This is a genomic window from Micromonospora costi (assembly GCF_003626655.1).
Lineage (GTDB): Bacteria > Actinomycetota > Actinomycetes > Mycobacteriales > Micromonosporaceae > Micromonospora > Micromonospora costi.
Genome location: NZ_RBAN01000001.1, coordinates 886,234 through 912,471, shown reverse-complemented (window position 1 = coordinate 912,471; position 26,238 = coordinate 886,234). Strand labels below are relative to the sequence as shown.

The window sequence follows — 26,238 nt, the reverse complement described above, 5'->3', positions numbered from 1 at the left end:
CGCGCGCCGGTCCACGTGCGACGATGGGCGCATGTCCGACGACACGGTGGTGGTGTGGGACGAGTCCCTGCTCGCCTACGACATGGGTGACCATCCCCTCGACCCGGTGCGGGTGGAGCTGACCGTCGCGCTCGCCCGCGAGCTGGGCGTCCTGGACCGTCCGGGCGTACGCCTGGTCAAGCCGGAGCCCGCCGACGACGCGTTGCTGACCCGGGTGCACGACCCCCGGTACCTGGCGGCGGTGCGAGCCGCGCCGACCGATCCGCTGTTCGCGGGCTTCGGTCTGGGCACCTCGGACAATCCGGTCTTCGACGGGATGCACGAGGCCAGCGCGCTCATTACCGGGGCGAGCGTGGCCGCGGCCGAGGCGGTCTGGCGGGGCGAGGCCCGCCGGGCGGTCAGCGTGGCCGGCGGGCTGCACCACGCGATGCCCGCCCGCGCCAGCGGCTTCTGCGTCTACAACGACCCCGCCGTGGCGATCGCCCGTCTGCTCGACCTGGGCGCCGAGCGGATCGCGTACGTGGACGTGGACGTGCACCACGGCGACGGCGTGCAGCAGGTCTTCTGGGACGACCCGCGGGTGCTGACGATCAGCCTGCACGAGACCCCGCTCGCCCTCTTCCCGGGCACCGGGTTCCCCGACGAGACCGGCGGCCCGGGCGCGCAGGGAACAGCGGTCAACCTGCCACTGCCGCCGGGTGTCGACGACGCCGGCTGGCAGCGCGCCTTCCACGCGGTCGTCCCGTCGGTGCTGCGCGCGTTCCGGCCGCAGCTGCTGGTCACGCAGTGTGGCGCCGACGGGCACCGGCTCGACCCTCTGGCCGACCTGAACCTGTCGGTGGACGGGCAGCGCGCCACCTACCTGACGCTGCGGGCGCTCGCCGACGAGCTGTGCGAGGGGCGCTGGGTGGCCACCGGCGGTGGCGGGTACGCGCTGGTCGAGGCGGTGCCCCGGGCGTGGACGCACCTGCTGGCGGTCGCCGCCGGCGCGCCGCTCGACCCGGCGACGCTCACCCCACCGGCCTGGCGGGAGCTGGCCGCCGCGCGCTGCCCCGGCCGGCAGGTGCCGCTGCGGATGACCGACGACATCGACCCGGCGTACGAGCCGTGGCAGCCGAGCGGCGAGCCGACGGCGGTGGACCGGGCCATCGCGGCCACCCGCAAGACGGTCTTCCCGCTGCTCGGGCTCGACCCGCACGACCCGCGCGACTGAGCCGGCCGGAGGGAGGACCGGCCGGTGACGACCGTGGACCAACCGGTGGACGTGCTGCTCAGCGACGGCACCACCGTCCAGTTGCGACAGATCCGGCCGGAGGACGCGCCCGGCATCGTGGCGATGCACGCCCGGTTCTCCGAGCGCACCCGCTACCTGCGCTACTTCTCGCCGTACCCGCGGATCCCGGAACGGGACCTGCGCCGCTTCGTCACGGTCGACCACCGGGACCGGGAGGCGTTCGTGGTGCTCGCGGGCGGGCAGATCGTCGCCGTGGGCCGCTACGAGCGGCTCGGGCCGGAAGCGCCGGAGGCCGAGGTGGCCTTCGTGGTGGAGGACGCCTTCCAGGGCCGGGGCATCGGGTCGGTGCTGCTGGAGCACCTGGCCGACGCGGCCCGCCGGGTCGGCATCGTGCACTTCGTGGCCGAGGTGCTCCCGGCCAACGGGGCGATGCTGCGGGTCTTCTCCGACTTCGGCTACCAGGTCCAGCGGCAGTTCGCCGACGGCGTCGTACACCTGACCTTCCCCATCGCGCCGACCGACGCGACCCTGGCCGTGCAGCGCGGCCGGGAGCACCGCACCGAGGCCCGGTCGATCGCCCGGCTGCTCGCGCCGAGGGGTGTGGCCGTCTACGGCGCCAGCGCCACCGGGCAGGGGGTGGGCGCGGCGGTGCTCGGGCACCTGCGGGACGGTGGGTTCACGGGCGCCGTCGTGCCGGTGTACCCGAGCGCCCCGTCGGTGGCGGGCCTGCCGGCGTACCCACGCGCGGCCGACGCGGGCGTGCCGATCGACCTCGCGGTGGTCGCGGTCCCGCCCGACGCGGCGCCGGCCGTGGTCGCCGACGCGGCGGCCGCCGGCGTGCACGGCCTCGCGGTGATCTCGGCCGGTTTCGCCGAGGCCGGGTCGGCGGGCGCGGCCGCGCAGCGGGCCCTGGTGCGAGCGGCGCACACCGCCGGTATGCGCGTCATCGGCCCGAACTGCCTGGGCGTCGCGAACACCGACCCGGCCGTACGCCTGAACGCCACGCTCGCGCCCGCGCTGCCGCCGCCCGGCCGGGTGGGCATCTTCAGCCAGTCCGGCGCGTTCGGGGTGGCGCTGCTGGCCGAGGCGGACCGGCGGGGGCTGGGCCTGTCCAGCTTCGTCTCCGCCGGGAACCGGGCCGACGTGTCCGGCAACGACCTGCTCCAGTACTGGCAGGACGACCCCGGCACCGACGTCATCATGCTGTACCTGGAGACCTTCGGGAACCCGCGCAAGTTCGCCCGGCTGGTCCGGCGGATCGGGCGGACCAAGCCCGTGGTGGCGCTGGCGTCGCCGGCCCGCCCGGCCGGCGTGGGCGACTCCGCCGGCCCGGACGAGGTCGCGGTCGCCGCCCTGTTCGCCCAGTCCGGCGTCGTCCGGGTGGACACGGTGGCCGAACTGCTCGACGTCGGGGTGCTGCTGGCCAACCAGCCGCTGCCGGCCGGCCCGCGGGTCGCCGTGGTGGGCAACTCGTCGGCGCTCACCGGGCTGGCCGCCACGGCCTGCGTCGCGCAGGGACTCACGCTGGCCGACGGGTACCCCCACGACCTCGGGCCGAACGCCACCGCGGCCGAGTTCGCCGCCGCGCTCGCCGGGGCGGCCGCGGACGACCGGGTCGACGCGCTCGCCGTGATGGTCGCCCCGCCGCTGCCCGGCCAGCCGGCCGACGCCGACCTCACCGCCGCGCTGCCCGCCGCTCTCGACACCGGCAAGCCGGCCGTGGCCACCGTCCTGACCGGACGGACGCCGGCCGGAATGCCGGCGTACGGGGGTGTGGAGGAGGCGGTCCGGGCGCTGGCCCGTGTGCACCGGTACGCCGACTGGCTGCGCCGCCCGCCCGGCGCACTGCCCGAGCTGCCCGGCGTCGACCGGGTCGCGGGGCAGGCCGCGCTGCGCCACGACGGGCCGGACGTCGCGGGGCTGCTCGCCGCGTACGGGATCGACCTGGTCGACTCGGTGCCGGCGGGCTCGGCGGACGAGGCGGTCGACGCCGCGTCGCGGCTCGGGTTCCCGGTGGCCGTGAAGGCGGCGGCTCCCGGGCTGCGGCACCGGCTCGACCTGGGCGCCGTCCGGCTCGACCTGCCCGACGGGGAGGCGGTCCGCCGCGCGTACGCCGAGATGTCGGCGGTGTTCGGCGCGGACGTCCTGGTCCAGCCGATGGTCGCGCCCGGAGTGGCCTGCGTCGTCGAGCTGGTGGAGGATCCGGCGTTCGGTCCGGTGGTCGGGTTCGGTCTGGGCGGTGTGGCCACCGAGCTGCTCGGCGACCGGGCCTGGCGGGCGGTGCCGCTGACCGACCGGGACGCCGCCGAGCTGGTCGACGAGCCGCGGGCGGCACCGCTGCTGCGTGGGCACCGGGGTGCCGCGCCGGTGGACCGGGCCGCTCTCGTGGACCTGCTGCTGCGGGTGGGGCGGCTCGCCGACGAGCAGCCCCGGGTCCGGGCGCTCACGATGAACCCGGTGCTCGCCCGCCCGGACGGCCTCTCGGTGCTGCACGCCACGGTCCGCCTCGGTGCCGCCGCCGACCGTCCGGACACCGGGCCGCGCCGCCTCTGACGCAGGCTGCGGCGGCGACCCGTGCGGGCCCGCACCGGTCGTCCGGGCGTGCCCCGGTCGTGCGCGCCGGCGGCGGGGGCCGGCCGCGGGCGACCCGGCACCCGGTCAGGCGCGGTTGGAGATCTGCTGGATCGCCCAGGTGTTGCCGTCCGGGTCGGAGAGGAAGACGAACCCGACGTTGTCCAGCGGGTGCGGGTCCGGACTGGGTGTGCCGCCCATCACCTGGATCTCGGTGACCGCCACACCCCGGGCGACCAGTTCGGCGCGCGCCCGCTTCAGGTCGGGGACCACCAGTTGCAGTCCCTTGACCGACCCGGGCGGCATCTCCGGCACGACGCCGGTGCCGAGCACGATCGAGCAGCCGGAGCCCGGTGGGGTCAGCTGCACGACCCGCCCGAGACCGCCGATGGCGGTGTCGTGGTCGACGGTGAAACCGAGCCGGTCGGCGTAGAACGCCTTCGCTCGGTCCAGGTCGGACACGGGCACCACCACGACTTCCAACGTCCAGTTCACGCCGCGTCCCTCACGCCGCAGGAAATTTCTGTCACGTCTTGGTAGCGCACCGTGACGGCTGGGTCAAACACCGCCGGCTCGCGTCGCGCGCGTTCGTGGGAAGCCGTACCCGCTGGATCACGCGGAAGGCCCCGGTGAACCACCGGGACCTTCCGCGCTACACGCCCTGCTCAGCAGGCGTACGCCTCCAGCCGCTGCGCCCGCTCGGGAGCGCGCAGCTTCAGCAGCGTCACCTTCTCGATCTGCCGGATCCGCTCCCGCGAGAGGCCGAACTCCCGGCCGACCTCGTCCAGCGTGCGCTGCCGGCCGTCGTCCAGGCCGAACCGGAGCCGGATCACCGCCTGCTCCCGCTGCGAGAGGGTGGCCAGCACGATCCGCACCTCGTTGCGCAGCTCGCCCTGCGCCGTGGCGTCGCCCGGTTCGTCCCGCGGGTCGACCGCGGCGACGAAGTCGCCGAGCGCGCTCTCGCCGTCCTCGCCGACCGCCTGGTCCAGGCTCACCGGCTCCCGGTCGTACGAGATCAGCTCGATCACCTGGAACTCGGGGATGCCCAGCGCCCGGGCGACCTCCCCCACGGTGGGTTCGCGGCCCAGCGTCACCGACAGGTCGCGGCGGGCCCGGACCATCCGGTTGACCTGCTCGACCATGTGCACCGGGATGCGAATGGTGCGGGCCTGGTCGGCCATGGCGCGGGTGATGGCCTGGCGGATCCACCAGGTGGCGTAGGTGGAGAACTTGTAGCCCTTGGTGTAGTCGAACTTCTCGACGGCGCGGATGAGGCCGAGGTTGCCCTCCTGGATCAGGTCGAGGAAGGCCATGCCGCGTCCGGTGTAGCGCTTGGCGATGCTCACCACGAGCCGCAGGTTCGCCTCGAGCAGGTGGTCCTTGGCCGCCCGGCCCTCGGCCACGATCAGCTCCAGGTCGGCGCGCAGTTCCGGCGAGACGGGGGTGCAGGTGGCCAGCTTCTCCTCGGCGAAGAGGCCCGCCTCGATCCGCTTGGAGAGGTCGACCTCCTGCGCCGCGGTGAGCAGCTTCGTCCGGCCGATCCCGTTGAGGTACGCCCGGACGAGGTCCGTGGAGACACCACGCTCGTCGGTGGCGTCCAGGTCGGTGAGGACCTCGACGCCCGGGTCGGTGTCCGTGCCCGCGGCCGGGCGCATGCCGTGCTCCGTCATCTGCAGGGCCATCTTCGTCTCTCCCCGTGTCCGTGTGGTGCGTTCCCGGCCGAGTGCTGCCGGTGACAAACAGCTTGGCGGCAGGGGCGTGAAACGGGAGTGAGGCGATCGGGGACCCGACAGGAATCGGGTCGGATGGTGCGGAGCGGTGCGGCGCCGTCACCGGGTGTGTCGGCCGGGGAGGCTTGCCGGCCCCGGTTACCGTGCCAGCGACCGGCCGGGATGGCCGGCCCAGGTCAGGCGACGGAGGGTGTTGTGGTCTTCAAGCGGCTCATGCAGGCGATGGGTGTGGGCGGCCCGTCGGTGGAAACCGTCCTGGCCAACCCGAACTGCCGCCCCGGCGGCCAGCTGGAGGGCCGTGTCCAGGTGGCCGGCGGCGACCACCAGGTCGACGTCGAGTACGTGGCGCTCGGGCTGGTGACCCGGGTCGAGGTGGAGAGTGGCGACAACGAGTACAACACCAACCAGGAGTTCCACCGCCAGCGTGTGACCGGTCCGTTCCGCCTGGAGCCCGGGCAGCGCCACGACATCCCGTTCCGCTTCGACGTCCCCTGGGAGACCCCGGTCACCGAGCTGTACGGGCAGCACCTGCACGGGATGACCATGGGGCTGCGTACGGAGCTGGAGGTGGCCCGGGCGGTCGACAAGAGCGACCTGGACGCCGTGGCCGTGCACCCGTTGCCGGCGCAGGAGCGATTGCTCGACGCGTTGCTGCGGCTGGGCTTCCGGTTCACCCGGGCCGACGTGGAGCGCGGCCACATCTACGGCGTACGGCAGACGCTGCCGTTCTACCAGGAGATCGAGTTCTACCCGGCGCCGCAGTACGCCCGGTCGATCAACCAGCTGGAGGTCACGTTCATCGCCGACGCCCAGCAGATGCAGGTGGTGCTGGAGCTGGACAAGCGCGGCGGGCTGTTCACCGAGGGCCGGGACGCGTTCGGCCGGTTCACGGTCGACCACGCGACGGTCGACCGCGTCGACTGGGCCGCCCAGCTGGACGGCTGGCTGCGCCAGTCCCTCCAACGCCGAGGCCTGTTCTCCTGACCCGACCCCGCGCCCGCCGCCCGCCCTCCCGCCCATCCCCGTCCCTCCCCGCGTTGATCATGAAGTTATTGCCGCGACACGCCGATCAGGCGGGCAATAACTTCATGATCAACCGCTCGAGTGGGCGGGCGGGGGGCCGGCGCGGGTGGGGGCGGCGGGGCGGGCGGGTTGGGGGTGGTTACAGGTCCAGGAGGATGGTGCGGGGGCCCACGTTGACGCTCTCGACCAGCATGTGGGCGCGGAAGCGGCCGGTCTCGACCTTCGCGCCGCGCTCCCGCAGCGCCTCGACCACGGCCGTCACGAGCGGCTCCGCGACCTCGGCCGGGGCTGCCGCCGTCCAGCTGGGGCGGCGGCCCTTGCGGGCGTCGCCGTAGAGCGTGAACTGGCTCACCACCAGGATCGGCGCGCCGGTGTCGGCCGCTGACCGCTCCTCGTCGAGGATGCGCAGCTCGTGCACCTTGCGGGCCATCGTGCGGGCGGTCTCGGCCGTGTCGTCGTGGGTCACCCCGAGCAGCACGAGCAGGCCGTCGTCGATCGCGCCGACCACCGCACCGTCGACCGTCACGCTGGCCCGGCCGACCGTCTGCACCACCGCGCGCATCCGCGCACCTCCCGTTCCTCGCCGCTGCCCCGGACCGCCGCGGGCCGGCACCCGCCGCCCCGTCAGCCGACCCCGAGGCCGACCGCCGGCCCCCGCCGACCCCCGATCCCGTCAGCCGGCCCCGTTAGCCGGCCCGAGGCCGACCGCCGGCCCCGTCAGCCGCCCCCGGCGGCCGGCCGCCGACTCCGTCAGCTGACCGCCGGCTCGATGATGCCGCGCTCCACCAGGTGAGCCACGATCGGGCCGGCCGCCTCGGCCAGTTCCTCGACCGCCACGTCGTGCGCCACCGCCAGCAGGGCGAGCTGGTCGCGCAGCGGCAGTCGCCCGTCGCAGCCGCCGACCAGCGCCAGCACCAGCGGGTCGACCTCCTCGGTCCAGCGCAGTCCGCGCGGCATGGCCAGCACCTGCCGGTCGACCGCCCAGCCCTCGTCGCCCATGGTGGCCTCCTGGCGCAGCTGGAGGCCCTCGGCGGTCCGGTAGCGCTCGGCGAGCAGCCCCTCGGTGTCGCGTACGCGGAGAAAGTCCTGGCGGTCGAACCAGGCGGCGATCCGGTCGCCCATCGGCGGCTCCACCCGCTGCCGCAGGTCCTCCACGCGCACCACCGGGTCGGCGTGCCCACCCCGGCGCAGCGAGACGATGCCGAAGCCGATGGCCTCCACCTTGTGCGCGTCGAACCAGTCCAGCCAGGCGGCCATCCGCTGCGGGTCGGCCGCCTCACCGACGTCGGTCAGCCACAGGTTCACGTACGCCATCGGGTCGGCCACCTCGCGCTGGATGACCCACGCGTCCAGGCCGGTGCCGGCGAACCAGCCGGCCACCCGCTCGTCCCACTCCTCGCCGGCCACGTGCACCCAGTTCGCCAGGTACTGCATGGTGCCGCCCTCGGTGAGCAGGCCGGGCGCGGCGGCGGCCAGCTCGGAGCCCATCGCGTCGCCGACCCGGCCCGAGTCCCGGTAGACGTGCGTGGTGGTGCCCGGCCCGACGACGAACGGCGGGTTGCTCACCACGAGGTCGAAGCGGCGGCCGGCCACCGGCGCCACCATGTCGCCGCGCAGCAGCTCCCAGTCCTGGCCGTTGAGCGCGGCCGTGGTCGCCGCGAAGCGCAGCGCGCGAGCGGACACGTCGGTGGCGGTGACCGTGCGGGCGTGCGTGGACAGGTGCAGGGCCTGGACGCCCGAGCCGGTGCCCAGGTCCAGCGCGGTGTCGACGGGACGCCGGACGGTGGCGCCGATCAGCGTCTGGGTCGCCCCGCCGATGCCGAGCACATGCTCGGCGTGCAGCGGCCGTCCTGGCCGGGCGATGCCCGGCACGTCGGCGAGCACCCACCACTCGTCGCCGTACGGCTCCAGGTCCACGCCGGCGCGCAGCCCGTCACCGTGCCGCTCGACCAGCCCGCCGGCCAGCGCCTCCGCCATGGAAAGCGGCGCGAGCGCGGCGGCCACGACCGCCTCCGACTCGGTCTGGTCGCAGATGAACACCCGGATCAGGGTGCCGAGCGGGTCGCGGTCCTCGGTGGCACGCAGCGCGGCCCGGTAGTCGTTGACGGCCACGCCGCCGGTCGCCTGCGGGCCGAGCCGGTCGGCGATGCCGTTGGAGGTGAACCGGGCCCGGGTCAGCGCGGTCCGCAGCGCCTCGACGCCGGCGGGGGAGAGCAGCATGTCGTGTTCGTCCACGTCGTCATCCTGCCTCCCGCGGCGTCCCGCCTCCGCGGCACCCGCCAGATCCGCCCGGGAGCGGCGGCGACAGGGCGACGGATCCGCCGAGCAGCCGGAGGCGGCGGGCGGCGGATCTGCGCCGAGCGCCGAGCAGCGGCGTCGGCCCGCGGCACGCCGCGTCGGGGCGTCGGTGTACTCGCGGCGCGGCCACGGGGCAGGATGGGCACATGACGCTCGTGCTGCCCATCGACCCCGAGGCCAACCTGCTGCTGGAACGCGACCCGCTCGCGCGGCTGATCGGCATGGTGCTCGACCAGCAGGTGCCGATGGAGAAGGCGTTCTCCTCGCCGTACGTGCTGGCCCAGCGGATGGGCCACGACCTGGACGCCCGGGAACTGGCCGAGTACGACCCGGACGCGCTGCTGGCCTTCTTCGCCCGGCCGCCCGCGCTGCACCGCTTCCCGAAGGCGATGGCGGCCCGGGTGCAGGAGGTGTGCCGGGTGCTGGTCGACCGGTACGACGGCGACGCGTCGCGCCTGTGGTCGGACGCCCCGGACGGGGCGGAGCTGCTGCGCCGCGTCGCCGAGCTGCCCGGCTTCGGCAAGCAGAAGGCGCAGATCTTCGTGGCGCTGCTCGGCAAGCGCTTCGACGTCCGGCCGGACGGCTGGCGGGAGGCGGCCGGCGGGTACGGCGACCCGGGCGCGTACCGGTCGGTGGCCGACGTCACCGACGCCGAGTCGCTGCGCCGGGTGCGCGAGTACAAGCAGCAGATGAAGGCCGCGGCGAAGGCGAAGACGGGCGGCTGACCCGGGCCGCTGCCACGTTTGCGGCGCAGGAACGAGCCGAGCCGGGCGTGTGCCGCCCACCGGGGGACCGGCACCGCCCGGGTGACGCCGCTGTGTGACGGTCGCTCAGGCGGCGGTCGGGTGGGCCAGCGAGGCCAGCGCGCGGCGGACGTCGGCGAGCGAGACGGTGGCCGAGTCGTCGAGGTCGGCCAGACCAGCCTCGATCCACTGGCGCATCAGGGTGGTGACCCCGATGCCCCGCGCCTCGGCGGCGGACCGCACCCGCTCGTACGTCTCCAGCGGCAACCGCACCGACCGGCTCACCATCGGCACGTCGGTGTCGGGGGTGGGCAGGTCCACCGGCTGGCTGTCGTCGATCAGCTCCGCGAGCCGGTCGTCGCCGCTGTGGAACTGCTTGGTCGCGTCGTCACGGTGCATCGTCACCGCCTCCTCATCGGCGATCTCTCCGCACGGCCTCGTCGTAGCGCTTGGACTCGACGTCGCTCAGTTCGCGGGCGGAGAGGATGTCCCAGTCGTTGTCGGTGCCGTCGGCCTCGGCGAGCAGCACGGCCAGCCGGCGGCCCCGCCGGGCGGCGGCGTAGACGACCATCACGTCGTCGCCCAGGTGGCGGATCACCCGCCGTGCGCTGTGCAGCGCCTCCCAGACTTCCCCCGGCGTGACGTCGTAGACCTTCAGGTTGGCCAGCGCCTCGTCGGTGAAGCTGAACCTGCTGCCCACGTGGCGAGCGTACCACGCACGTAACACGAACGCGCGCCACGCGGAACTTCGCTGATCACGGTCGGTGAGTGACAGGATGGGGCGTAACCCCCCGAGGAGGTCCGTGGTGAAGCGTCAGGCGTACCAACCGATCCTGATCACCGACGCCGCCCGCAGCCAGAACGACCAGCTCACCAGCCGTCAGAAACGCTACGTGCTGATGATGAGCATCCGGGTCGCCTGCCTCGTGGTGGGCGCGATCCTGGCCAGCGTGCACGCACCCCTGCTCTGGCTCTGGCTGCCGCTCTGCGCTGTCGGCATGGTCCTCATCCCGTGGCTGGCGGTGTTGCTCGCCAACGACCGGCCGCCCAAGGAGGAGCACCGGCTCGCCAACAAGTTCCACCACCGGCACCGCGACGAGACCCCGCCGATGAGCCTCACCGCCGAAGAGCGCCCCCACAAGGTGATCGACGTCGAGACCTGAGCGGCCCCGGCGCTCAGGCGCGGGGGCGGGCGCCGAGGGTGGAGACGGCGACGGCGCCGAGGTCACCCGCGCGGGCGAGCGCCGCCTGCGGCTCGGCGCCGGCCAACCAGGCCGTCAGCAGCCCCGCGGCGAACGCGTCACCGGCGCCGGTGACGTCCACCACCGCCACCCGCCGGGCCGGGGCCGCGCACAGCGTCGCGGCCCGGTCCGCCCAGACCGCGCCGGCCGCGCCGCGCTTGACCACCACCCGACGGGCCGCCGCCGACAGCGCTCGCGCCTGCGCCGCCGGGTCGAGCCCTCCGGCCAGCACCGTCGCCTCGTCCGCGTTGACCAGTAGCAGGTCGACGTCGCGTACCCAGGCCAGGAAGACCGCCGCGCCGGCCCGCCGCAGCGGCGCCGCGGAGGCCGCGTCGACGCTGGTGGTGAGCCCGCGCTCGCGGGCGGCGGCCAGCGCCCGCAGCCCGGCGTCGCGCGACGCGGCGTCCAGCAGGGTGTACGCGGACAGGTGCAGATGCGCGGCGTCGGACGCCGCGGCGAGGGCCCGGTCCACGTGCGCGGCGGTCAGCCGCAGGTTGGCCCCGCGCTGGCTCACCATCGTCCGCTCGCCGTCGTCGGCCAGGACGACGACGGTGCCCGTCGCGGCGCCCTCGACCCGGTCGATCGCGCAGGTGACGCCCGTCGCCTCCAGTTCCGCCACCCGCTCCCGGCCCGCCGTGTCGTCACCGACCGCGGCCACGAGCGTCACGGGCGTGCCCTGCGCGGCGATCCACGCCGCCGTGTTGGCCGCCTGCCCGCCGCCGCTGAACCGGATCTCGGCCGCGGTGTCCGAGCCCGTCATGAGCGGGCCGGACAGCACCGCCACCACGTCGGTGATGACGTCGCCGACGACGACGATGCGGGGCGTCGGCGTCATGCCCGCGCCGCGGCGCGGGCGGCGGAGGCCACGGCGATCCGCGCGGCCAGGTCGGCGTTGCGCAGGATGATCCGGACGTTCACCGCCAGGCTCGCGCCCTCGGTGGCCGAGTGGAAGTGGGCGAGCAGGTACGGGGTCACCGCCTTGCCGGTCACGCCGTCGCGCTCCAGCAGGGCCAGACCCTCGGTGAGGGTGCGGTCGTGCAGCGCCGGGTCCAGCTGCTCGTCGACCGGGAGCGGGTTGGCGACGACCAGGGCGCCGGTGTGCACGCCGTGCTGCGCCCGGGCGGCGAGCACGTCGGCGACGGTCTCCGGCGCGTCCACCGACCAGTCCAGGTCGAAGCCGCCGTCCGTGAGGTAGAAGCCGGGGAACCGCCGGGTGCGGTAGCCGACCACGCCGACCCCGAGGGTCTCCAACCGCTCCAGCGTCGCGCCCACGTCGAGGATCGACTTGACCCCGGCGCAGACCACCGCGATCGGGGTGCGCGCGAGGGTGGTGAGGTCGGCCGACTCGTCGAACGTCTGCGACGCCTCCCGGTGCACCCCGCCCAGGCCGCCGGTGGCGAACACCCCGATCCCCGCCGCCGCGGCCACCGCGCTGGTCGCGGCCACGGTCGTGGCGCCGTCCGCCCCGGTCGCGGCGGCCACCGCGAGATCGCGTACGGAGAGCTTCGCCACACCGTCGACGGTCGCGAGCCGGGTCAGCTGCGCGTCGTCGAGGCCGACCACCAGCTCGCCCCCGACCATCCCGATGGTGGCCGGTACGGCGCCGGCGTCCCGGACGGTCGCCTCGATCTCCCGGGCCACGCGCAGGTTGTCGGGGCGCGGAAGACCGTGGGAGACGATGGTGCTCTCCAGGGCGACGACGGGACGACCGTCGCGCAGGGCGTCGGCCACCTCGGTACCGAATCGGATGTGAAAGTTGGTCACACCGATCACCGTACGACCTTGCGCCGGAACGGGGTGAAGTGGACCGGGCCGCGGTGAGCTGCCAAACTTGTCGGTTGGAGGTGCAGACGTGAGCACACAGGTTCTCGAGCGTCCGGAGCTGAAGGACGCGGATACCGGTCCCGAGATGTTCCACTACGTCCGCAAGGACAAGATTGCCGAGAGTGCCGTGATGGGTACGTTCGTCGTCGCGCTCTGCGGCGAGACGTTCCCGGTCACCAAGGCGGCCAAGCCGGGTTCGCCGGTCTGCCCGAAGTGCAAGGAGATCTACGACTCCTGGGGCGAGTGATCCGGGGCGGCCTCTCCGACCGCCCGCGTAGCCTTCGGCGGTGACCACCTCCACCGCCCTGCTCCTCGCCGACCTCGTCGGCGTCGCGGTCTTCGCCGCGTCCGGCGCCTCCGCGGCGGTGGCCAAGCGGCTCGACCTGTTCGGTGTCGTCTTCGTCGGCTTCGTGGCCGCCCTCGGCGGTGGCATTTTCCGCGACCTGGTCATCGACGAGGTCCCTCCGCTCGCCTTCGCCGACTGGCGGTACGCCACCGCGGCAGCGGTCACCGCCGCCGCGGTGTTCTGGCTGCACCCCCAACTGGCCCGGCTGCGGACCACCGTGCTGGTGCTCGACGCGGCCGGGCTCGCGCTGTTCACCGTCACCGGCACGCTGAAGGCGCTCGACGCCGGGGTCCCCGCGGTCGGGGCGTGCCTGATCGGCATGCTCAGCGGCATCGGCGGCGGGCTCGGCCGGGACCTGCTCACCGGGGAGATCCCGGTGGTGCTGCGCCGGGAGATCTACGCGGTGGCCGCGCTCGCCGGTGCCGTCCTCGTGGCGGTGCTGCACGGCCTCGGGCAGGGCGGCGCCCTGCCGCTGACGGCAGCCGCGCTGCTGGTCTTCGGACTGCGGTTGGTGGCGCTGCGGCGACGGTGGACCGTGCCGGTGGCGCCCATGCGGCCACCGCGCACCCGCGACCCCGGGCCGGGCCCCCGCTGGTGACGGCGGTGCCGCAGCGGCCGGTGTGACCCGCGTGGCGTCGCCTGGGCCGGGAGCGGCCCCCTGGTTATGCTGAACCGGCCTTCGCGGCATCTTCGGCGCGGAGGCGTTTTCATGGGCGGTGCGGACCGGTGGCCCTCACGCCGGGTCCGCCTTCGTGCGGTCGGAGAGGAGCCTTCGCGTGGCAGCCCGGACGCCGGCGATCGAGACGTTTCCGGCACTACGCGCCTGGCAACGCAAGGCGTTGGTCGAGTACCTGCGCCGGCGTTCCGAGGACTTCATGGCGGTCGCCACGCCCGGCGCCGGCAAGACCACGTTCGCCCTGCGGATCGCCGCCGAGCTGCTCGCCGACGGCACGGTGGAGGCGGTCACCGTGGTCGCCCCGACCGAGCACCTGAAGAAGCAGTGGGCGGAGTCCGCCGCGCGGGTGGGCATCCAGCTCGACGCCGCCTTCCGCAACGCCGATCTGCACTCCTCGGCCGACTTCCACGGCGCCGTGGTCACGTACGCCCAGGTCGGCATGGCGCCGCAGGTGCACCGGCGGCGCACCATGACCCGGCGGACGCTGGTCATCCTCGACGAGATCCACCACGCGGGCGACTCCCGGTCCTGGGGTGACGGCGTGAAGGCCGCGTTCGAGCCCGCCGTACGCCGGCTGATGCTCACGGGCACCCCGTTCCGTTCCGACGACAACCCCATCCCGTTCGTCACGTACGAGCGCGGCGGGGACGGGCTCATGCGGTCCCGTGCCGACTCCGTCTACGGCTACTCCGACGCGCTGCGCGACGGGGTCGTCCGGCCGGTGCTGTTCCTCGCGTACTCGGGGGAGACCCGGTGGCGCACCAACGCGGGCGAGGAGCTGGCGGCGCGGCTGGGTGAACCGATGACCCAGGATCTGATCGCCCAGGCCTGGCGGACCGCCCTGGACCCGGCCGGCGACTGGATGCCCCAGGTGCTGCGCGCCGCCGACGCCCGGCTCACCGTGCTGCGTAACGCCGGCATGCCCGACGCCGGTGGCCTGGTGATCGCGACCGACCAGCAGACCGCCCGCTCGTACGCCAAGCTGCTCGAGCAGGTGACCGGCGAGAAGGCGGCCGTGGTGCTCTCCGACGACGCCGGCGCGTCCGCGCGGATCGCGGCGTTCGCGGCGTCCGAGCAACGGTGGCTGGTGGCGGTGCGGATGGTCTCCGAGGGGGTCGACATCCCGCGCCTGGCGGTCGGCGTCTACGCCACCAGCGCCAGCACGCCCCTCTACTTCGCCCAGGCCATCGGCCGGTTCGTCCGGGCCCGCCGCCAGGGGGAGACCGCCTCGGTCTTCCTGCCCAGCGTGCCGCACCTGCTGGGACTGGCCAGCGAGATGGAGGCCGAGCGCGACCACGTGCTGGGCAAGCCGAAGGAGCGCGACGGCTTCGACGACGACCTGCTCGAACGCGCCCAGCGCGACGACCAGGCCAGCGGCGAGCTGGAGAAGCGGTTCGCGGCGCTCTCGGCCACGGCCGAACTCGACCAGGTGATCTTCGACGGCGCGTCGTTCGGTACGGCGGCCCAGGCCGGCACGCCGGAGGAGGAGGAGTACCTGGGCCTGCCCGGGCTGCTCACCGCCGACCAGGTGGCCGTGCTGCTGTCGAAGCGGCAGGCCGAGCAGCTGGCCGCCCAGCGGCGCAAGGCGGCCGCGCGGGCCGCTGAGCCGGCCGCTGACGCGCCGGCGGCCCCGCCGGCACCGATGAGTGCGGCCCAGCGCCGGGTGGCGCTCCGGCGGCAACTCAACGCGCTGGTGGCCGCCCGGCACCACCGTACGGGCGTGCCTCACGGCAAGATCCACGCTGAGCTGCGCCGGCTGTGCGGCGGCCCGCCGAGCGCCCAGGCCACGATCGAGCAGCTCGAAGAGCGCATAGCAACGGTCCAGACCCTCTAACCCCGCGCCCGCGCCCGCCCGCGCCCCCCGCGCCCCCTCGTCCGGTCCTGAGCCGGTGATCAAGAGGTTTGCGTCAGGAATCGCGGTCCGCGTGACGCAAACCTCTTGATCACCGGGTTGGGCGGGTGGGCGGGGCGGGGGCCGGGTGGGCGGGCTGGGCGCGGGCGCGGGGTGCGGGCGTTACGGGGGTGGACGCGAAAAGGCCGGCCGGAGGCACCATGGGTGCCTCCGGCCGGCTCTATGTCGGGTTGCGGACTCAGTTCGCCATCAGATCGGCGCCACGCCAGCTGAACTCCGGGTCCGTCGCGTACCGCACCGTGATCTTCACGAGATCCTCGGCGTACTTGTTCGCGTGGTGCCCGCAGAACACCAGTTCGCTTCCGCCGGCCAGAGTGATGCGGAGCTTGCCGGCAGCATTGCAGCGGTCGCACCGTTCATCGGCGGCCGGGGGGCTCACCGTCTCGGGCGGCGGCGTGAGGGTCGGGGTCATCGCCTTCCTCCTCTGGTCGTCACCGATGAACAATCTCTTCGGTAGTTGCTCACCTATCCTGCAACATCCTTGTCGCGCCAGGCCTTCCCTGTGTGCCCGCGGGGGACCGAGGTCACACATGGCCGGTGACCAGTGTGCCGTGCACCAAGGGTGCCACGTCAACGATCACAATCGTGCAACCGCCGGATCACCATCCGGCGATGCACGCCAGGTGATCAAAACGACACGCCGGGTTGACGATCCAGGCTCAGTCCAGGTAATCCCGGAGGACCTGCGACCGCGACGGGTGGCGCAGCTTGGACATCGTCTTCGACTCGATCTGCCGGATCCGCTCCCGGGTGACCCCGTAGACCTGGCCGATCTCGTCGAGCGTGCGCGGCTGGCCGTCGGTCAGGCCGAAGCGCAGACGCACCACACCCGCCTCACGCTCGGAGAGCGTCTGCAGTACCTGCTGCAGCTGGTCCTGGAGCAGGGAGAACGAGACGGCGTCGACCGCCACCACGGCCTCCGAGTCCTCGATGAAGTCACCGAGCTGGCTGTCGCCCTCGTCGCCGATGGTCTGGTCCAGCGAGATGGGCTCCCGGGCGTACTGCTGGATCTCCAGCACCTTCTCCGGTGTGATGTCCATCTCCTTGGCCAGCTCCTCCGGGGTGGGCTCGCGGCCCAGGTCCTGGAGCAGCTCGCGCTGGATCCGGCCCAGCTTGTTGATCACCTCGACCATGTGCACCGGGATGCGGATGGTGCGGGCCTGGTCGGCCATGGCGCGGGTGATGGCTTGGCGGATCCACCAGGTGGCGTAGGTGGAGAACTTGTAGCCCTTGGTGTAGTCGAACTTCTCGACGGCGCGGATGAGGCCGAGGTTGCCCTCCTGGATCAGGTCGAGGAAGGCCATGCCGCGTCCGGTGTAGCGCTTGGCCAGCGAGACCACGAGTCGCAGGTTGGCCTCGAGCAGGTGGTTCTTGGCCCGCTCGCCGTCCCGCGAGATCCACATCAGGTCGCGCTGCATGTCGCGGGTGAGCTTCTCCTCGCCCTCCTCGGCGGCGCGCAGCCGCTCCGCGGCGTAGAGCCCGGCCTCGATCCGCTTGGCCAGCTCCACCTCCTGCTCGGCGTTGAGCAGCGGGACCTTGCCGATCTGCTTCAGGTACGCCCGGACCGAGTCGGCGGAGGCGGTCAGCTCCGCGTCGCGGCGGGCCTGCTTGAGCGCCTCGGACTCCTCGTCGTCCCACTCGAAGTCGTTGTCGCTCGCGGAGTTCGCCGCGTCCGCCTCGGCGGCCTGGGTGAGCTCGGCCGGCTCGTCGACGACCACGTCCTCGATCTCGGCGGCGAGTTCCTCCGGGTCGATGTCGCCCTCGGCGCCCTCGTCACCCTTGGCCTTGGCGGGAGCCGCCTTGCCGGCGGCCGCGACGGTCGCCTTGGTGGCCCGGGTGGACTTGGTCGCCTTGGCCGGCGCCGCGGCCTTCGCGGCCACCTCGGCGGTGGTGCCGGCGGCCTTGCGCGCGGCCGCCTTCCGCGGGGCGGGCGCCGGAGCCTCGTCGGCGGCGGGCGCCTGCTTCGGGGCGGGCGCGGCGGCCTTCTTGGTGGTCTTGGCGGTGGTGGCCCGCGAGGCCGGTGTGGCGGACCGGGCGGCGGCGACCCGACGACGGGTGCTGGCCGATCCGTCCACGACCACGGTCACTCCCGCCTCGGAGAGTGCCCGCAGGATCTTCTTGGCCTGGGCCGGAGTCACCTCGGCGGACTCGACGGTGCGCGCGAGCTGGGCCGACGTGAGCTGGCCGCCGGCGCTCTGCGCGTGGGCGATCAGGGTGTCGGTGAGCGAGCGAACGTCGGCGCCGGTCTGGCGGGGTTCTGTCACGAATGACCTTCCGGAGGCGAAGAGCGAGCACGGCCGGGTCGTCTGGCGCAGCAGGGGCCACCGCGCCTGGCGATGTGGTTGAGGAACCCCCGTGTCCCGGGCCGGCCGGTCGTCGGCGGTCCGTGGCGCGTGGGCAGGGGTGAATTGTAACGCCGTCTGCGGCGATCATCCTGTGCCGCACGGCGTACGAGGTGCGGCGACCGCCGATTCGGCGCAGATGTGGACTTTGTAGCGATCGTATCCCCGGGTGAAGGGGGCGCTGCGGACCCGAGGGGACCGACCGCGAGCGAGCCGCGCGGAGGTGGCACGGACGCGCATGCCGGGGACCGGAAGGTGGGCACCTAGCGGACATTACCAATCGCAACGGGGCAGCCTGGTCAGACTCGGCAGCTCGTGGTGGGCGGATGGCCGGGGGCGCGGGCCGGCGCCCCGAGCGGCGCTCCCGGTCCGGCCGGACCCGCGGTCGTCCGCACGACGGGATGGGCGATGATGAGGCGACCGGCACGGTTCCTCCACCGCACGTCGATCGTCGAGGACCGTGCCGTACGCGTGTACCGCCACGGGGAAGGGCGAACCATGACCAGGTCGGCGCCGACGCCGCGGGAACTGCTCACGATCGCCGTCGAGGTGGCCAGGGACGCGGCGGCCACCGCGTACCGGATGCGGGCCGAGGGAGTGTCGGTCGCCGCGACCAAGAGCACCGTCACCGACGTGGTCACGGCCGCCGACCGGGCCGTCGAGCGGCAGGTGCTCGACGCGCTGGCCGCGCTCCGCCCCGACGACGCGGTGCTCGGCGAGGAGTACGGCGAGGGCGAGGTCCGCGACGCGCCGAGCGGGGTGCGCTGGATCGTCGACCCGATCGACGGCACCGTCAACTACCTCTACGGGCTGCCGCACAGCGCCGTGTCGCTCGCCGCCGAGGTCGACGGCGTGGTGGTGGCGGGCGTGGTCCGCAACGTGAGCACCGGCGAGGAGTGGACGGCCACGGCCGGCGGCGGCGCGTGGCACGACGGCGAGCGGCTGAGCGGCTCCACCGAGACCGACCTCGGCCAGGCGCTGGTCGCCACCGGCTTCGGCTACGACCCGAAGCGCCGGGCGCACCAGGCTCGCGTGGTCGCCGAGCTGATCCCGCACGTACGCGACATCCGCCGGCTCGGCGCGGCGGCTCTCGACCTCTGCCTGGCCGCGCAGGGGCGGGTGGACGCCTACTTCGAGAAGGGGCTGGCCGCCTGGGACCAGGCGGCCGGTGGCCTGGTGGCGAGCGAGGCGGGACTGCGGGTCGCCGGGCTGGGTGGGCTGCCGGCCGGCCCGGACCTGGTGATCGCCGCCCCGCCGGCGCTCTTCACGCCCTTGCACGACCGGCTCGCCGCCCTGGACGCCTCCGGCGGTCCGTGACGAGCCGACGGCGGCCCTCCGGCGTCCGGCCGGCCGGGCCGGGTGCGGCGCGTGTCCGGAGACGGCGACGGGCGGCGCCCCCGGCGGGGACACCGCCCGTGGCGGCGGAGGGCGGAGCCGACTACTTGTCGTCGGTCACCGGGCAGGTGCCGGGCGGCGCCTCGGCGGCGCCCAGGTCGCCCAGGGACTGGTTGACCTCGGTGGTGGTGGCGAGCTGCTGGAAGCCGTTGCCGAGCACCACGTCGACGCTGTCGTCCTTGCGGTTGGGGTCGTACTTGGTGACGGCGTTGTTGAGGAAGTAGGCCCGCAGGAGGTGGGCGGAGCCGACGCCCTTCGGGCCGTACCGCAGCACCGCGATGTCGTCGATCTGCTTCTCGTTGGCGATCTTCTTGACCTGGAACTGCCGGTTGCTGAACTCGTCGGCGACGTGGCGGGCGAGGCCGGGCTGGTCCGTGCCGTTGAGCACGTTGATCTTCACGTCCTTGCGCTCGCGGAGGGTCACGTCGGCGAGGGGCCAGCCGTCCGGGCAACCCGCGGCGGTGCCGGCGTTGCTCTGGGTGTCGCGCACCAGCGCTACCACGACGAAGACCAGGGCGAGGACCGCCAGCAGGCCGACGACAACGAGTGCCCGCACTCGCGCAAAACTCATCTGGGCGCTCCCCGGACTCCAGGTGGGTGGCGGCGGCCGCCGGGGGCCGCGCCGCCCGCCGGCCGTCGGGTACGCCGCTGAGGTTAACGGTTGTCCGACCGTCGCGTGGAAACAGCCGGACATGCCGGCGCGCCACCCGGGAACCAGGTACTACTACCCCTATCTTCGTGTCGCCTGAGTCACATTGGGAACAACTTCGCGTGCGGGGGCGTACATCTCTGCCACGAGGGCGGTATACATGCCTCGCCCAAAGGGGGGGTAAGGTACCGCGCTCGCTGGGGGAGTTTCCTGGCGGGCCGTCGGCCCGACGGGTCGGGTCGGGTGACCGACACAACGGGTGGCCGGCCAGCGGAACCGAAACAGCGTCGTCCGGCGTTACAACCGGAAGCGACAACATCGATATGGGAGAGTGAAACCGATGGCCACCGACTACGACGCCCCGCGTCGCGACGAGGTCGACCTCGGCGAGGACAGCCTGGAAGAGCTCAAGGCCCGGCGAGTCGACTCACAGTCGGGCGCTGTGGACGTCGACGAGGCCGAGGTGGCCGAGAGCTTCGAGCTGCCCGGAGCCGATCTGGCCGACGAGGAGCTCACGGTCAAGGTGCTGCCGATGCAGCAGGACGAGTTCCGCTGCGCCCGCTGCTTCCTGGTGCACCACCGCAGCCAGCTGGCGGTCGAGCGCAACGGCGAGCTGATCTGCCGCGAGTGCGTCTGACCCTTGTCCATTCCAGCGGCGGCCTCCTGACGGGGCCGCCGCTGTCGGCGTCGCCCCGCTCACGAGCGGCCGGCACGCCGGGGGCTCCAGCCCGCCGACCAGGGCCCGCGGCCCGGACAGTGCCCGCCGTGCGGGAGCCGTCCGCGTTGCGGGTACGGCCCGCCGGTCCGAACGGCACCGCCGCTCTCGGCGTCGCCGTGCGCCGCTGGTGGGGAACTGCTTGACTCGGAACGGGTAGCGCGGCCGGCGATCCGGGAGGGCGGGAGCGATGAACGAGCGAGGCGACGTCCCCGGGGGCGACTCCGAGGAACTGGGCGCCACCGTGGCGGCGCTGACCGCCGACGACATCGCCCCGGCGCGGCGCCGGCAACTGCTCACGCGGCTGGTAAGCCAGGCGCGCGCCCGAGGGCTCGGCGACCTGTTCAAGCCGCGCTCCGCGGTCCGCTGGATGGTCGACACGGTCACCGAGGTGGCCCCGCACGTCCCGATCCGTGACCTGGCGACCCTGCGCCGCCACTTCCCTGACCTGGACGACGAGGCGCTCGCCGACCGGCTGGTCCGCAACGCCTCCCGGGCGACCGCGGGCGTGGGCGCGGCCGGTGGCGGGGTGGCCGCCGTGGAGTGGGCCGTCACGCCCACCCTGCTCTCCGCCCCGGTCCTGCTGGCCGCCGAGACGATCGCCGTGGTGGCGGTCGAGCTGAAGCTGATCGGCGAGCTGAACGAGATCTACGGCGTCGCGCTGCCCGAGGGGCGGGGCCAGCGGGCCGTGGCCCTGGTGCACGCCTGGGCCACCCAGCGGGGCGTCAACCCGATGATGCCCGGCGCGGGTGTCGGCGCGGTGCTGGGCACGGCTGCCCGCCGGGAACTGCGGGACACGCTGCTCCGCCGCTTCGGGCGCAACCTCACCACGCTCGGGCCGTTCCTCACCGGAGCGGCCGTCGCCGGCTACCTCAACCGCCGGGCCACCCGGTCGCTCGGCGACCAGGTCCGCGACGACCTGCGGCGCAAGCGCCGGGAGCTGCCGGTGCCGAAGCGCGCCCTGCCCGGCTCGTCCTGAGCCGCGCCCGGCGACGTCACGGGCGTTCAAGCGGGCGTTTCAGCGGATTTCAGCGGGCGTCGCGCGCGGCGAGGATCGCCTCGGCCAGCTCGACCGGCCGACGGGTGCTCACCACCCAGAACGGGGTGGGGTCGGCCGGATCGTCGAGCACCACCTGGACGGCCCCGCCGACCCACGGGCGCTGCACCACGAAGGCGAGCGGGTCGGCGCCCACGCCGAGCACCTCCCGCCGGCCGGCGGCGTCCAGCGGGACCACGTCGGCGACGTACCGCACCGGGAGCCGGGCGTCGTCGACCCGCAGCTCGCCGTCACGGACCGCGACCCGGATCCGGCCCAGCCACCAGAGCCCGGCCACGGTGACCGGCACCAGCACCACGAACGGCAGCCAGGCCCGCACTCCCGGCGCGCCCATCCAGATCTCGACGGCGAGCAGGCCGGCGGCCGCCAGCCCGGCCAGCCAGAGCCACCAGGGCAGGTCGAGCCGCTCCGAGTGGCCGGCGCGGGCCGGGACGGGCGGCGCGGACGGGGGCGAGGACGGCGACAGGCTCACAGTCCGAGGGTACGGCGGACGGCGGCCCGGGTACCCGGCAGGATGGCAGGGTCACCGCCGAACCGGACGGAAGAGGGAACCGTGACCGACGTCGTACCCGTGCCCGTACGGCAGCTCGACCCCGAGCTGCCGCTTCCGGCGTACGCCCATCCCGGCGACGCGGGGGCCGACCTGGTGGCCGCCGCGGACGTCGAGCTGCCACCCGGCGGGCGCGCCCTGGTCCCGACCGGGGTGGCGATCGCCCTGCCGGAGGGGTACGTGGGCCTCGTCCACCCCCGGTCCGGTCTCGCGGCCAGGCTCGGTGTGACGGTGCTCAACGCGCCCGGTACGGTCGACGCCGGCTACCGGGGGGAGATCCTCGTGAACCTGATCAACCACGATCGGGTCGCTCCGGCGAAGATCTCCCGTGGCGACCGCATCGCCCAGCTCGTTGTGCAGCGGGTGGCGCGGGCGGAGTTCCAGCCGGTGGCCGACCTGCCGGCGTCCCGGCGCGGGACGGGCGGGCACGGCTCCACCGGTGGGCACGCCGGTCTGGTGCCGTCGCCGGTGGACCCGCAGCGGGCCGACGGCGAGGGCGTTGAGGTGACAGGGTGAGCACGAACAGCGGAGGGTGGACGCAGTGATCTTCTCCCGGAAGCGGGCCGATGCGGGGCGGCACGACCGTGACGAGCGGACCACCGAGGTCCTCGACGACTACGCGGCCGAGGAGGGGCTGGCCCCGTCCATCGCCCGCGGCCCGTACGACATCTCCGAGGCCCCGTCCGGCGTGGCCCGGCTCGACCTCGGCAGCCTGCACATCCCGGCCGTGCCGGAGGTGGAGGTCCGCGTCCAGGCCGACCAGCAGGGTGTGATCCAGCAGGTGGTGCTGGTGCACGGGACGAACGCGCTGCAGCTCGGCGTCTTCGCCGCACCCCGGTCCGAGGGGATCTGGGACGAGGTGCGGGCGGAGATCCGCCAGTCGCTGGTCAACGACGGCGCCACCGCCCGGGAGGTCGAGGGCGAGTACGGCCCGGAGCTGCGGGCCACGGTGCACACCCAGGACGGCGCGACCGAGCTGCGCTTCGTGGGCGTCGACGGCCCGCGGTGGATGGTCCGGGCCGTCTTCCAGGGCGCGGCGGCGGTGGACCCGGCGGCCGCCGGCCCGCTCGCCGAGTGCCTGGAGGGGCTCGTGGTGGACCGGGGCCAGGAGGCCAAGCCGGTGCGCGAGCCGCTGCCGCTGCGGCTGCCGCGGGAGGTCGCCGACCAGGCCGAGTCCGACGGCGACCGCCCGGCGGAGCAGCCGCGGCAGGTCTGACCGGGCAGTCACCGGCGCGCCGGGATCGACCGTGTCGGCGTACGCTGGCGGGACGGTCCCGGCGACTCCGGGTCCGGGGCCAGTGCCGGCGCGGCCGGCCAGCGTGGAGAGGGTGACGCGGAGGTCATGACGACCGACGAGAGCCGGGTGTCCCTGCGGGGCATCCTGCGGCGGCTCACCGCGAGCGAGGCCGAGATCGAGGCGCAGGAGCTGCAGCGGGAGAGCGCCGAGTGCGGCGGTGTCCCGGCCCGGCAGTGCTCCCGCGGTCAGGTGGTGTCGGTCACGGGCCGACTGCGTACCGTGGTCTACACGCCCCGGACGAACCTGCCGACCCTGGAGGCCGACCTCTACGACGGCAGCGACGTGGTGACGCTCGTGTGGCTCGGCCGGCGGCACATCGCCGGGATCGAACCGGGCCGGCACCTGACCGCCCGGGGCCGGGTGGCCGTGCGCGACGACCGCAAGGTCATCTTCAATCCGTACTACGAGTTGGACACGCCGAAGTGACGGACGCGGACGGACGAGGGCCCATGACGACCGGACAGCAGGCCGCCCAGCCCGAGACCGGGCCGCAGGACGAGGAGCGGCTGCCCACCATCGCCGAGCAGATGGCCGACCAGCTCGGCGGCTGGCGGGGGCTCGTGGAGTCGAGCATCCCCGTGGTGGTCTTCGTGATCGCCAACATCGTCGGCGAGCTGCGTCCCGCCGTGATCGCGTCGGTGGCCGTGGCGCTCCTCATCGCCGTGCTGCGGCTGGCGCAGCGCCGCCCGATCCGGCACGCCGTCAACGGGCTCTTCGGCATCGCCATCGGCGCCGCGATCGCCTGGCGGACGGGCAACGAGCGCGACTTCTACCTGCCGGGGATCCTCTACGGCATCGGCTACGGGGTGGTGCTCCTGCTCTCCGCCGCCATCCGCCAGCCGCTGGTGGGGTGGATCTGGTCGGTGCTGGTCGCCAAGGGGCGGTCCGAGTGGCGGGAGGACCCGCGCCTCGTGCGGACGTTCACCGCGCTCACCGTGCTCTGGGGCGTCGTCTGGCTGGCCAAGGTCGGCGTGCAGGCGGGGCTCTACCTCGCCCACCAGGACACGGCGCTCGGCGTGGCGCGGCTCGCGCTGGGCTACCCGCCGTACGCGCTGCTGTTGCTGATCACCGTCTGGACGGTGCGCCGGGTGACCCGGACGCCGCAGCCGGAGCCGCTGCCCGGCGCCTGACCGCCCGCGCCGCCGCCGGGTGGCAGCGGCGCCGCGGAGGGACGCGGGTCAGCTCGCCTCGCGGGTGCGTTCCACGCTGTCCGGGCCGAGGATGACCGCCCGGACGTCGTCCTCGACCTCCGAGGTGCAGACGAAGATCAGCTCGTCGCCGGCCTCGATGGGGTCGTCCGGGCTCGGCACCAGCACCCGCTTGCCCCGCAGGATGGCCACCAGCGCGGCGTCGCGGGGCAGCGGCACCGAGTGGATGGGCTGGCCCACGTGCGGCGCGTTCGGCGGGAGGGTGATCTCCACGAGGTTGGCCTCGCCCTGCCGGAACGTCATGAGGCGGACCAGGTCGCCGACCGTGACGGCCTCCTCGACCAGCGCGGCCATCACCCGTGGCTTGCTCACCGCCACGTCGACGCCCCACTGCTCGGTGAAGAGCCACTCGTTCTCCGCCCGGTTCACCCGGGCCACCACGCGGGGCACCGCGAACTCGGTCTTGGCGAGCAGCGACACCACCAGGTTGACCTTGTCGTCCCCCGTGGCGGCCACCACCACGTCGCACGCGGCGAGATCCGCCTCCTCCAGGCTGGTGAGCTCGCACGCGTCGGCCAGCACCCAGTCGGCGGCGGGCACCCGGTCCGGCCGGAGCATCTTGGGCTGCCGCTCGATCAACATCACCTGGTGGCCGTTGTCGATCAGCTCCTGGGCGATCGAGCGGCCCACGTTGCCGGCGCCGGCGATGGCGATCCGCATGGCTCAGTGCCCCCCTTCCGGCGGCGTCGACGCCACCGACGTGACCGTCGCCACGATGTCGTCGGTGACCAGCATGAAGAGCTGGTCACCCTCCTGCACCACGCTCGACGTGGTCGGCAGCGTGCCGATGCCGAAGCGGATCAGATAGGCCACCCGCGCCCCGGCGGCCTCCTCCAGCGCGTGGACGGGCCGGCCCACCCAGTCCTTGTGTACCGGGACCTCGACGATCGAGACCGTGCTGGTCGGGTCGCGGAAGATCTCCACGTTCCCCTCCGGCACCAGGTGCCGCAGCATCCGGTCGGCCGTCCACCGGACGGTGGCCACCGTGGGGATGCCGAGGCGCTCGTAGACCTGCGCCCGCCGCTGGTCGTAGATGCGGGCCGCCACGCGGGAGACGCCGAACGTCTCCCGGGCGAGCCGGGCGGAGATGATGTTGGAGTTGTCGCCGCTGGAGACCGCGGCGAACGCGTCCGCGCGCTCGATGCCGGCCTGTCGCAGCACGTCGCCGTCGAAGCCCGCGCCGGTCACCGTGATCCCGGCGAAGTCGGGGCCGAGCCGGCGGAACGCGTCGGCGTCCTGGTCGATCACGGCCACCGAGTGCCCCCGGGACTCCAGGCTGTGTGCGAGGGTCGACCCGACCCGCCCGCAGCCCATGATCACGACATGCACGCTTCCCTCCCAAGGTGCGCACCCGTCCGCACGGGGCCCGTCGTGTGCGAGCCTGCCACGTCCCGGCGGGGAACGGGGACCGACCGTACCGTGCGGGC

The 26,238-nt window shown here is 74.1% G+C and carries 29 protein-coding genes; 15 read left to right on the top strand and 14 right to left on the bottom strand.

The window, feature by feature from the left end; translation table 11 throughout:
* Positions 1-31: 31 nt before the first annotated feature.
* Positions 32-1,213, top strand: a complete 1,182-nt coding sequence (locus tag D7193_RS04115) for an acetoin utilization protein AcuC (RefSeq protein WP_120777997.1) — start codon at positions 32-34, stop codon at positions 1,211-1,213.
* Positions 1,214-1,237: 24 nt separating this feature from the next.
* Positions 1,238-3,787 (top strand): bifunctional acetate--CoA ligase family protein/GNAT family N-acetyltransferase, encoded by a 2,550-nt coding sequence (locus tag D7193_RS04110; RefSeq protein WP_120777996.1) that lies wholly within the window; start codon positions 1,238-1,240, stop codon positions 3,785-3,787.
* A gap of 105 nt (positions 3,788-3,892) precedes the next feature.
* On the opposite strand, the gene D7193_RS04105 is transcribed toward D7193_RS04110, so the two are convergent.
* Together D7193_RS04105 and sigB are read right to left on the bottom strand one after the other, a co-directional pair.
* Entirely contained in the window at positions 3,893-4,300 is a 408-nt protein-coding gene (locus tag D7193_RS04105) for a VOC family protein (protein WP_120777995.1), read from the bottom strand.
* A 170-nt stretch (positions 4,301-4,470) separates the two neighbouring features.
* Positions 4,471-5,487, bottom strand: coding sequence for an RNA polymerase sigma factor SigB (gene sigB, locus D7193_RS04100; RefSeq protein WP_377456406.1), 1,017 nt, complete (start codon positions 5,485-5,487; stop codon positions 4,471-4,473).
* A gap of 243 nt (positions 5,488-5,730) precedes the next feature.
* Here sigB and D7193_RS04095 point away from each other — a divergent pair, with 243 nt between their 5' ends.
* A complete protein-coding gene (locus D7193_RS04095) occupies positions 5,731-6,519 on the top strand; it encodes a sporulation protein (RefSeq protein ID WP_120777994.1) in 789 nt (262 codons plus the stop codon).
* A gap of 178 nt (positions 6,520-6,697) precedes the next feature.
* On the opposite strand, the gene dtd is transcribed toward D7193_RS04095, so the two are convergent.
* Both dtd and D7193_RS04085 read right to left on the bottom strand, forming a co-directional pair.
* The gene (gene dtd, locus D7193_RS04090) at positions 6,698-7,120 is read right to left on the bottom strand and encodes a D-aminoacyl-tRNA deacylase (protein WP_120777993.1); all 423 of its coding nucleotides are present in this window, start codon (positions 7,118-7,120) and stop codon (positions 6,698-6,700) included.
* A 188-nt stretch (positions 7,121-7,308) separates the two neighbouring features.
* On the bottom strand, positions 7,309-8,793 hold the full coding sequence (locus D7193_RS04085) for a DUF7782 domain-containing protein (protein WP_174242543.1): 1,485 nt from the start codon (positions 8,791-8,793) through the stop codon (positions 7,309-7,311).
* A gap of 209 nt (positions 8,794-9,002) precedes the next feature.
* On the opposite strand from D7193_RS04085, the gene D7193_RS04080 reads away from it, so the two are divergent.
* The gene (locus tag D7193_RS04080; protein WP_120777992.1) at positions 9,003-9,581 is read left to right on the top strand and encodes an HhH-GPD-type base excision DNA repair protein; all 579 of its coding nucleotides are present in this window, start codon (positions 9,003-9,005) and stop codon (positions 9,579-9,581) included.
* A 105-nt stretch (positions 9,582-9,686) separates the two neighbouring features.
* Here D7193_RS04080 and D7193_RS04075 read toward each other — a convergent pair whose 3' ends face one another.
* Positions 9,687-9,998, bottom strand: coding sequence for a hypothetical protein (locus D7193_RS04075; protein ID WP_120779247.1), 312 nt, complete (start codon positions 9,996-9,998; stop codon positions 9,687-9,689).
* 13 nt (positions 9,999-10,011) lie between these two features.
* The gene (locus tag D7193_RS04070) at positions 10,012-10,299 is read right to left on the bottom strand and encodes a hypothetical protein (RefSeq protein ID WP_240033242.1); all 288 of its coding nucleotides are present in this window, start codon (positions 10,297-10,299) and stop codon (positions 10,012-10,014) included.
* A gap of 103 nt (positions 10,300-10,402) precedes the next feature.
* Here D7193_RS04070 and D7193_RS04065 point away from each other — a divergent pair, with 103 nt between their 5' ends.
* Positions 10,403-10,762, top strand: coding sequence for a DUF3099 domain-containing protein (locus D7193_RS04065; RefSeq protein WP_174242542.1), 360 nt, complete (start codon positions 10,403-10,405; stop codon positions 10,760-10,762).
* Positions 10,763-10,775: 13 nt separating this feature from the next.
* On the opposite strand, the gene D7193_RS04060 is transcribed toward D7193_RS04065, so the two are convergent.
* Positions 10,776-11,675 carry a carbohydrate kinase family protein gene (locus D7193_RS04060; protein ID WP_120777990.1) on the bottom strand — a complete coding sequence of 300 codons (900 nt, stop codon included), beginning with the start codon at positions 11,673-11,675 and terminating at the stop codon, positions 10,776-10,778.
* Positions 11,672-12,604 (bottom strand): pseudouridine-5'-phosphate glycosidase, encoded by a 933-nt coding sequence (locus tag D7193_RS04055; protein WP_120779245.1) that lies wholly within the window; start codon positions 12,602-12,604, stop codon positions 11,672-11,674. The genes D7193_RS04060 and D7193_RS04055 overlap by 4 nt, the downstream gene beginning before the upstream one ends.
* A gap of 88 nt (positions 12,605-12,692) precedes the next feature.
* Between D7193_RS04055 and D7193_RS04050 the strand changes: the two genes are divergently transcribed.
* The 3 genes from D7193_RS04050 (at position 12,693) to D7193_RS04040 (ending at position 15,520) form a co-directional block, all read left to right on the top strand.
* Entirely contained in the window at positions 12,693-12,911 is a 219-nt protein-coding gene (locus D7193_RS04050) for a DUF3039 domain-containing protein (protein ID WP_120777989.1), read from the top strand.
* 40 nt (positions 12,912-12,951) lie between these two features.
* Positions 12,952-13,608 (top strand): trimeric intracellular cation channel family protein, encoded by a 657-nt coding sequence (locus tag D7193_RS04045; protein ID WP_120777988.1) that lies wholly within the window; start codon positions 12,952-12,954, stop codon positions 13,606-13,608.
* A 178-nt stretch (positions 13,609-13,786) separates the two neighbouring features.
* Entirely contained in the window at positions 13,787-15,520 is a 1,734-nt protein-coding gene (locus tag D7193_RS04040; protein WP_120777987.1) for a DEAD/DEAH box helicase, read from the top strand.
* Between the two features lie 256 nt (positions 15,521-15,776).
* On the opposite strand, the gene D7193_RS04035 is transcribed toward D7193_RS04040, so the two are convergent.
* The gene (locus D7193_RS04035; RefSeq protein ID WP_073835435.1) at positions 15,777-16,010 is read right to left on the bottom strand and encodes a DUF7455 domain-containing protein; all 234 of its coding nucleotides are present in this window, start codon (positions 16,008-16,010) and stop codon (positions 15,777-15,779) included.
* A gap of 247 nt (positions 16,011-16,257) precedes the next feature.
* A complete protein-coding gene (locus D7193_RS04030; protein ID WP_120777986.1) occupies positions 16,258-17,862 on the bottom strand; it encodes an RNA polymerase sigma factor in 1,605 nt (534 codons plus the stop codon).
* A 576-nt stretch (positions 17,863-18,438) separates the two neighbouring features.
* Between D7193_RS04030 and D7193_RS04025 the strand changes: the two genes are divergently transcribed.
* Positions 18,439-19,257, top strand: a complete 819-nt coding sequence (locus D7193_RS04025) for an inositol monophosphatase family protein (RefSeq protein WP_120779244.1) — start codon at positions 18,439-18,441, stop codon at positions 19,255-19,257.
* A 121-nt stretch (positions 19,258-19,378) separates the two neighbouring features.
* Here D7193_RS04025 and D7193_RS04020 read toward each other — a convergent pair whose 3' ends face one another.
* The gene (locus tag D7193_RS04020; protein ID WP_174242584.1) at positions 19,379-19,891 is read right to left on the bottom strand and encodes a LytR C-terminal domain-containing protein; all 513 of its coding nucleotides are present in this window, start codon (positions 19,889-19,891) and stop codon (positions 19,379-19,381) included.
* A gap of 433 nt (positions 19,892-20,324) precedes the next feature.
* Here D7193_RS04020 and D7193_RS04015 point away from each other — a divergent pair, with 433 nt between their 5' ends.
* Positions 20,325-20,621: a DUF4193 domain-containing protein gene (locus D7193_RS04015; RefSeq protein ID WP_007075406.1), complete on the top strand. Its 297-nt coding sequence runs from the start codon at positions 20,325-20,327 to the stop codon at positions 20,619-20,621.
* 268 nt (positions 20,622-20,889) lie between these two features.
* Positions 20,890-21,678, top strand: coding sequence for a hypothetical protein (locus tag D7193_RS04010; RefSeq protein WP_120777984.1), 789 nt, complete (start codon positions 20,890-20,892; stop codon positions 21,676-21,678).
* A gap of 49 nt (positions 21,679-21,727) precedes the next feature.
* Here D7193_RS04010 and D7193_RS04005 read toward each other — a convergent pair whose 3' ends face one another.
* Positions 21,728-22,222, bottom strand: coding sequence for a DUF3093 domain-containing protein (locus D7193_RS04005; protein ID WP_120779243.1), 495 nt, complete (start codon positions 22,220-22,222; stop codon positions 21,728-21,730).
* Between the two features lie 87 nt (positions 22,223-22,309).
* Here D7193_RS04005 and dut point away from each other — a divergent pair, with 87 nt between their 5' ends.
* From dut to D7193_RS03985, 4 genes are all read left to right on the top strand, one after another.
* Positions 22,310-22,822, top strand: coding sequence for a dUTP diphosphatase (gene dut, locus D7193_RS04000; protein WP_174242541.1), 513 nt, complete (start codon positions 22,310-22,312; stop codon positions 22,820-22,822).
* A gap of 25 nt (positions 22,823-22,847) precedes the next feature.
* Positions 22,848-23,522: a DUF3710 domain-containing protein gene (locus D7193_RS03995; RefSeq protein ID WP_120777982.1), complete on the top strand. Its 675-nt coding sequence runs from the start codon at positions 22,848-22,850 to the stop codon at positions 23,520-23,522.
* A gap of 126 nt (positions 23,523-23,648) precedes the next feature.
* Complete coding sequence (locus tag D7193_RS03990) at positions 23,649-24,029, top strand: OB-fold nucleic acid binding domain-containing protein (protein ID WP_120777981.1); 381 nt, start codon at positions 23,649-23,651, stop codon at positions 24,027-24,029.
* A gap of 23 nt (positions 24,030-24,052) precedes the next feature.
* On the top strand, positions 24,053-24,733 hold the full coding sequence (locus D7193_RS03985; RefSeq protein ID WP_120777980.1) for a DUF3159 domain-containing protein: 681 nt from the start codon (positions 24,053-24,055) through the stop codon (positions 24,731-24,733).
* A 48-nt stretch (positions 24,734-24,781) separates the two neighbouring features.
* Here D7193_RS03985 and D7193_RS03980 read toward each other — a convergent pair whose 3' ends face one another.
* Both D7193_RS03980 and D7193_RS03975 read right to left on the bottom strand, forming a co-directional pair.
* On the bottom strand, positions 24,782-25,471 hold the full coding sequence (locus D7193_RS03980) for a potassium channel family protein (RefSeq protein ID WP_120777979.1): 690 nt from the start codon (positions 25,469-25,471) through the stop codon (positions 24,782-24,784).
* Positions 25,472-25,474: 3 nt separating this feature from the next.
* Positions 25,475-26,140 (bottom strand): potassium channel family protein, encoded by a 666-nt coding sequence (locus D7193_RS03975; RefSeq protein ID WP_120777978.1) that lies wholly within the window; start codon positions 26,138-26,140, stop codon positions 25,475-25,477.
* Between the last annotated feature and the right edge of the window lie 98 nt (positions 26,141-26,238).